The organism is Exiguobacterium sp. s161 (genome assembly GCF_018619045.1).
Classification (GTDB): Bacteria; Bacillota; Bacilli; order Exiguobacteriales; family Exiguobacteriaceae; genus Exiguobacterium_A; species Exiguobacterium_A indicum.
In genome coordinates this window covers 46,998-54,405 of the sequence record NZ_JACSNH010000009.1, presented here as the reverse complement: position 1 = coordinate 54,405, position 7,408 = coordinate 46,998, and the positions used below count along the sequence as shown (strand labels likewise).

At 47.5% G+C, this 7,408-nt stretch carries 6 protein-coding genes; all 6 read left to right on the top strand.

Annotated features, from left to right (window positions below; genetic code table 11):
- Window positions 1-196: 196 nt before the first annotated feature.
- Window positions 197-652 (top strand): CtsR family transcriptional regulator, encoded by a 456-nt coding sequence (locus KNQ14_RS16110; protein WP_023466578.1) that lies wholly within the window; start codon window positions 197-199, stop codon window positions 650-652.
- A 25-nt stretch (window positions 653-677) separates the two neighbouring features.
- The gene (locus KNQ14_RS16105; protein WP_023466580.1) at window positions 678-1,106 is read left to right on the top strand and encodes a hypothetical protein; all 429 of its coding nucleotides are present in this window, start codon (window positions 678-680) and stop codon (window positions 1,104-1,106) included.
- On the top strand, window positions 1,099-2,172 hold the full coding sequence (locus tag KNQ14_RS16100) for an ATP--guanido phosphotransferase (protein WP_023466586.1): 1,074 nt from the start codon (window positions 1,099-1,101) through the stop codon (window positions 2,170-2,172). Before KNQ14_RS16105 ends, KNQ14_RS16100 begins: the two co-directional genes overlap by 8 nt.
- Complete coding sequence (gene clpC, locus KNQ14_RS16095; protein WP_023466588.1) at window positions 2,172-4,619, top strand: ATP-dependent protease ATP-binding subunit ClpC; 2,448 nt, start codon at window positions 2,172-2,174, stop codon at window positions 4,617-4,619. The genes KNQ14_RS16100 and clpC overlap by 1 nt, the downstream gene beginning before the upstream one ends.
- Window positions 4,620-4,695: 76 nt before the next feature.
- Complete coding sequence (gene radA / locus KNQ14_RS16090) at window positions 4,696-6,072, top strand: DNA repair protein RadA (protein WP_251138433.1); 1,377 nt, start codon at window positions 4,696-4,698, stop codon at window positions 6,070-6,072.
- Between the two features lie 127 nt (window positions 6,073-6,199).
- Window positions 6,200-7,285 (top strand): PIN/TRAM domain-containing protein, encoded by a 1,086-nt coding sequence (locus KNQ14_RS16085; protein WP_023466590.1) that lies wholly within the window; start codon window positions 6,200-6,202, stop codon window positions 7,283-7,285.
- The last annotated feature ends 123 nt before the right edge of the window (window positions 7,286-7,408 follow it).

The following is a 7,408-nucleotide window of genomic DNA, read 5'->3' as shown; positions in this document are numbered from 1 at the left end:
GTTAAGCACTTGAACGCCGAAAGTAGTTGGGGGCTTCCCCCTGTGAGGATAGGACGTTGCCAGGCACTTGACCGATCTGCAGATTGCAGATCGGTCTTTTTGTGTTTTCTAAAAAGTCTTATCAGTTGCATTTCTTTTTTTAGATGATTACTATTAAATCAAACAATAGTCAAAGATGGTCAGAGAGGTGGTGCCAATGCAAAACATCACAGATATCATCGAAGCCTATTTAAAGCAAATTTTACACGACGAAAAGACGATTGAAATCAAACGTCAAGAAATTGCACAACGTTTTGACTGTGTTCCATCACAAATCAACTATGTCATTAATACTCGTTTTACGGTCGAAAAGGGTTATTTCGTTGAAAGTAAACGGGGTGGCGGCGGATACATTCGGATTCAAAAAATCGTTGTGCTCGATAGTCACGATCTATTAGACGAAGTCAGTTCATGGATCGGTGATCATTTGACGGAACAAGCTGCAGAAGATTATTTGATTCGTTTGATGAACGAACAATTACTGACGCGGCGGGAAGCTATTTTGATTCAATCGCTGTTGCAAAAAGAGAGTTTGCCAATGGCGGTCGAAGATCAACACCGGATGCGTGCCCACTTGATGCGGACGCTTCTTCAAACCATGAAGCGACTCTAGTCGTCGGACATTGGAGGAATGCACGATGCGTTGTCAACGATGTGGCGAACGAGAAGCAATCGTCCGTGTCAAACTTCCACAAGAATCGGAAACCGATGAGAAGTTCTTATGCTCGGTTTGTGTGCGGGAGTTAGCACGTGAATATCAAGGGACGGCGTGTCCGTCTTGCGGTATGACTCGTCAACAATTGCTTCATCTTCGTAAAGTCGGTTGCCCGACTTGTTATTCATTTTTTAAAGACGAAGTCGACGGTATGGTTCGTCAGTTCCAACACGGTCATACGCAACATTATGGCTCACGGCCTGATGAGGAATCCGTTGAAAAACGATTGAACCAGCAGCTCAGTCGACTCAAAGAACAGCTCAACCGCAAAATCTTAGCAGAAGATTATGAAGAAGCAGAAGTCATAAAACAACAGATTGAGAGTGTCGAGGAGGATTTGCGTCATGTTTGAAGAGTTGCTCCAACACCCTTTAAGCGAATCGATGAATCAATCTTCTCCTTTTGACGACATCGTCGTTTCGACACGGATCCGATTGGCGCGTAATACGACACGTTACCCGTTCTCAACGATGTTGTCAGAAGCACAAGCCAATGCACTCATTGAAGAGACAGAACGCCAACTAAACGGGATGAAAGGGTTCCGGTTTGGTCGCGTCGATCAAGCAGATGTCCTGACGCGAACCGCTTTAGTAGAAAAGCATCTAATCAGTCCAGCGTTAGCGAGTCATCCGCGGACAGGACTCTTCATTAGTGAGGATGAGCAGATCAGTGTCATGGTAAACGAAGAGGATCATTTCCGAATCCAGACGTTATTACCGGGACTTCAACTTGAAGAAGCGTTTCGGATCGCAAAACAAGTCGATCGCTTGATCAGTGAACGATTTAAAATTGCTTTTGATGACACGCTCGGTTATTTAACGACGTGTCCGAGTAACGTCGGAACAGGTCTTCGTGCTTCCGTGATGTTGCACTTACCGGGACTGGTCCTGACGAATCAGATTCAAGGTTATATCAAACACTTACGACAGCTCGGATTCGCGATTCGTGGGCGTTACGGCGAGGGAAGCGATGCCTCTGGTCGCATGTTCCAACTTTCGAACCAACGGACGCTTGGGGCAAGTGAGGATATGCTGATCACGGACTATCAATTTGCCGTCGAAGCATTAATTGAAGCAGAACAGGCAGCACGAAAAGGATTATTGGAGATGTATCAAGAAGAACTAGAGGACAGACTATATCGTTCCTACGGTATCCTGACATCAGCTCGACTGATTACAGCGCGGGAAGCAACGGAACGACTATCGGATGTTCGCTTAGCAGACAGTCTGGGACTAGAGGTCAATCTTCCTCCAAATCTTTTTCATCAACTGCTCGTTTCATTACAAACAGGTTTTCTACAAAAGCATTTCGGGAAACAATTAACATCTAGAGAACGGGACATCGAACGGGCGAAACGAATCCGGACGATGTTAACCGAACAGACAAACAGGGATCACACACAAGGAGGTTTTGCATAATGATGTTTGGACGATTCACAGAACGTGCACAACGTGTATTGGCACTTGCTCAAGAAGAGGCAGTACGGTTGGGGCACCACAATATCGGAACAGAACACATTTTACTCGGACTTGTACGTGAAGGAGACGGAATCGCTGCGAAAGCCTTAACAGCACTCGGTCTCAGTTCAGATAAAATTCAGATGGAAGTCGAAGCATTAATCGGTCGCGGACAAGATGGTGCAACGACGATTCACTATACACCACGTGCGAAAAAAGTCATCGAGTTATCAATGGATGAGGCACGTAAACTAGGTCACTCTTACGTTGGAACAGAACACCTCTTGCTCGGATTGATTCGAGAAGGAGAGGGCGTTGCTGCTCGTGTCTTGAATAACTTGGGCATCAGTCTTTCAAAAGCCCGTCAGCAAGTACTCCAGTTGCTCGGGAACAGCGAAACGACAGCAAACGCGTCGCAAGCAGGTTCAGGTGTCGCAACACCAACACTTGATGGTCTTGCTCGTGATTTGACACAACAAGCGCGCGAAACACGTCTTGATCCAGTTATCGGTCGTGCGAAAGAAATTCAACGTGTCATCGAAGTCTTGAGCCGCCGGACGAAAAATAACCCGGTCTTGATCGGGGAACCAGGGGTCGGTAAAACGGCTGTCGTCGAAGGTCTCGCTCAACAAATCATCAACAATGAAGTACCGGAGACGTTACGCAATAAACGTGTTATGGTACTCGACATGGGGACACTTGTCGCTGGTACGAAATACCGTGGTGAATTCGAAGATCGTTTGAAAAAGGTCATGGATGAGATTCGTCAAGCGGGGAACATCATTCTCTTCATTGATGAGTTGCATACATTGATCGGAGCGGGTGGAGCAGAAGGTGCGATCGATGCATCGAACATCCTTAAACCATCGCTCGCACGAGGCGAGCTCCAGTGTATCGGAGCAACGACTCTTGATGAGTACCGGAAATACATCGAGAAAGACGCGGCACTCGAACGTCGTTTCCAACCGATCCAAGTCGCAGAGCCAACAACGGATGAAGCAACACAAATCCTATTTGGTCTTCGCGATCGTTATGAAGCACACCACCGTGTGACGATCACAGACGAAGCGATTCAAGAAGCCGTCACATTGTCAGATCGATACATTTCGGATCGTTTCCTTCCGGATAAAGCGATCGATTTGATCGACGAAGCGGCATCGAAAGTTCGGTTGCGTTCATACACAGCACCACCGAACTTAAAAGAAGTCGAAGCGAAACTTGAAGGCATCCGCAAGGACAAGGACGAAGCGGTCCAAAGCCAAGAGTTCGAAAAAGCAGCAAGCCTCCGTGATACGGAACAAAAATTACGCGATGAGCTTGAGCGTTTGAAAGAGGAATGGCAGAATAAACAAGGCAACGAAAAACTTGAAGTCACAAAAGATGACATCGCACAAGTTGTTGCCAACTGGACAGGTGTACCGGTCACGAAGATCGCGGAAGAAGAGACGGATCGTCTCCTTCGCCTCGAAGAAATCCTTCACGATCGTGTCATCGGACAAAATGAAGCCGTTAAATCAATTTCAAAAGCCATCCGTCGCGCACGTGCTGGACTGAAAGATCCAAAACGTCCGATCGGTTCGTTCATCTTCCTCGGTCCTACTGGGGTTGGTAAAACAGAACTCGCCCGTGCGGTTGCCGAAGCGATGTTCGGAGATGAGGATGCGATCATCCGGATCGACATGTCAGAGTACATGGAGAAACATGCAACGAGCCGTCTCGTCGGTTCACCTCCAGGATATGTCGGTTACGAAGAAGGCGGTCAATTGACTGAAAAAGTTCGCCGGAAACCATACTCGGTCATCTTACTTGATGAAATCGAGAAGGCGCACCCGGAAGTCTTCAACATTCTCTTGCAAGTACTTGATGATGGACGCTTAACAGACTCGAAAGGTCGGACGGTTGATTTCCGTAACACGATCATCGTCATGACATCGAACGTCGGTGCAAGTGCCCTTAAACGTAATAAATATGTCGGATTCGCTGTTTCTGAAGATACGGATCGCGAATACAAAGACATGAAAGATAAAGTCATGGAAGAACTCAAACGGGCGTTCCGTCCAGAGTTCTTGAACCGGATTGATGAAACGATCGTCTTCCACTCACTCGAGAAACAACACATCGAAGAGATCGTGAAGTTGATGGCGAAAACCCTTGAAAAACGTTTGGCTGAACAGGAAATTCATTTCGAATTGACACCAGCTGCCCTCTCGAAGATTGCCGATATCGGATACGATCCAGAGTACGGCGCACGTCCAATCCGTCGTGCCCTTCAACGGGAAGCGGAAGACCGGTTGTCAGAAGCATTGCTCGCAGGCGATATCCAAAAAGGAGAACGTGTTGCGCTTGATGTCGAAGAGAACGAATTCATCGTTCGCCGGAATCACGTGAGTTCTGCCGCAACGGAATAAGCACTGAGCACAGGGCCAGCTTTCGCACTTTCTGAGCGAAGCTGGTTCTTTTTTTGAAATAGAAAGGATGAATCGATTGGCTAAGTTAAAAACAAAATTCGTTTGTCAAAGCTGTGGGAGCGAATCCCCGAAATGGATGGGACGTTGTTCAGGATGCGGGGAATGGAACACGATGGTCGAAGAAGTCGTCGAAGAAAAAAAAGGACGGCGCGGTGCCGCTTTCGTTCATACGACGACAAAACAATTGAAGCCAGAGCGCCTCGCGAACATCGTCTCGCAAGAAGAGAGTCGCGTCTTTACCGGAAGTGGTGAATTCGACCGTGTCCTCGGAGGCGGTATCGTTCCAGGTTCGATGGTGCTTGTTGGAGGAGATCCGGGGATCGGGAAGTCGACGATCTTACTGCAGACGAGCGCACGGCTTGCACAACGTGGCGAAAAAGTGCTCTACATCTCAGGAGAAGAATCGCTCAAACAAACGAAATTACGCGCGGAACGGCTTGGCTTACCGACACAGGATTTGTTCGTCCTGAGTGAGACGGATATGAACATGATTGAACGTGTCGTCGATGAAGAACAGCCACGTTTTTTAATCATCGACTCGATTCAAACCGTCTACATCGATGAAATCCAGTCCGCACCCGGGAGCGTGACACAGGTACGTGAATGTACGGCGATGCTGATGAAAATTGCGAAGAGTCGCGGTATTGCGATCTTCATCGTCGGTCACGTCACGAAACAAGGTTCGATTGCTGGACCACGTTTACTGGAGCACATGGTGGATGCTGTCTTGTATTTCGAAGGCGAACGTCACCATACGTTCCGGATTCTGCGTGCCGTCAAAAACCGATTTGGTTCAACGAATGAGATCGGAATTTTTGAGATGCGGGAGTCTGGTCTTGAAGAGGTCTTGAATCCGTCAGAAATTTTCCTCGAGGAGCGGACGTCCGGTGTATCCGGTTCAACGATTGTTGCTTCGATGGAAGGGACACGGACGGTCCTCGTCGAACTGCAAGCACTGATTTCACCGACGTCATTCGGGAATCCTAGACGGATGGCGACCGGAATCGATCAGAACAAGGTTGCCTTATTGATGGCGGTCCTTGAGAAACGATCGGGTCTTCTCCTTCAGACACAAGATGCGTACCTTAAGGCAGCCGGGGGTGTGAAGCTGGATGAACCCGCGATTGACTTGGCGGTTTGCGTTGCGATTGCTTCCAGTTTCCGTGACAAGCCGACGCGTCCGACGGATGTCGTGATTGGTGAAGTCGGATTGACAGGTGAGGTTCGTCGTGTATCGCGGATTGAACAACGTGTAGCAGAAGCAGCCAAACTCGGTTTCACACGGGCAATCATTCCGAAAAACAACTTAGGGGGTTGGACGTATCCGGACGGGATTACGGTCGTCGGTGTCGAGAGTGTGGACGAAGCATTACGTGAAACCATTCCGTTTTAAGCTGGAATGACGCAAAAAATGGGGGAACTGTAATGGATATGTAAACAGTTTCCCCTCCTTCCGGCGTAGGTAGTTCAAATCAGTACATGTTACAATGAACTTAAAATAAGCAAAGGAGGTGAGAAGATTGAAAATCGTCATTCGGGTATTTTTTGCATTACTCGGACTTGCCCTCGGGATTTTGTTGCTTCCTCAGTTCTTCCAATTAATTGAGACGGCAACGAATACGACATTCCCTGCATGGTTGATGAGCGAATACGTAACTGGAACGATTGGTGCACTCATATTCTTATTAATTGGATTATTCATTACGGATTCGGTAATTCGACTTCTCCGATTTTTAGAAGAACGACTCGTCAAAGCCCCAGTAGCAGATCTCTTTTTTGGAACATTTGGTTTGTTGATTGGGTTGGTACTGGCCTTCCTCGTCAGTACATTGATTGATTTGGTAGGTATTCCTGTCCTCAGTAACGTCTTAACGATCTTCGTGACCGCGTTGTTCGGATATCTTGGCTTTACGGTCGGGTATCGTAAACGTCATGAATTGACGAAAATCTTCTTACGTAGTAACCAAAGTGAGAAAAAGGCGACGCCAGAAGTCGTCGTCCCAGTTAAATCAAACAGCAAGGTACTCGATACGAGCGTCATCATCGACGGACGAATTACGGATATCACGAAGACCGGTTTCGTCGAAGGAAAACTGATCGTCCCGCAATTCGTCATCGGTGAGTTGCAGTACATCGCCGATTCTTCCGATACGTTGAAACGAAACCGTGGACGTCGTGGACTCGATGTCTTAAAAGAGTTACAAGAGATTCCTGGAGTCGAAGTCGAAATTTATGATGGCGATTTCGAGGATGTACCGGAAGTCGATATTAAGCTGATCAAACTCGCGGAACTCGTCAAAGGGATCGTCGTCACGAACGACTATAACTTGAATAAAGTCTGTGAAGTCCGACATGTTCCTGTTCTTAACATCAATGACCTGGCGAATGCCGTCAAACAAGTCGTCATTCCAGGAGAAGAGATGACCGTTCTTGTCATCAAGGAAGGAAAAGAACAAAAACAGGGCATTGCCTATCTCGAAGATGGGACGATGGTCGTCGTTGAAGGAGGCAAACACCTCATTTCGAAAACGATTGGCGTTGTCGTCACAAGTGTCTTGCAGACATCAGCTGGACGAATGATTTTTGCGAAACCACAAGAAAAATGAGACACTATGCCTAGAGAGACATCGAGAGGCATTCGGATAGACCCCGTAACGGATTCGATTTCATGATCGAGTCCGTTTTCGGTGTGATGGAATGGACCACGATGATCAGTGAGAGAGAAAAGA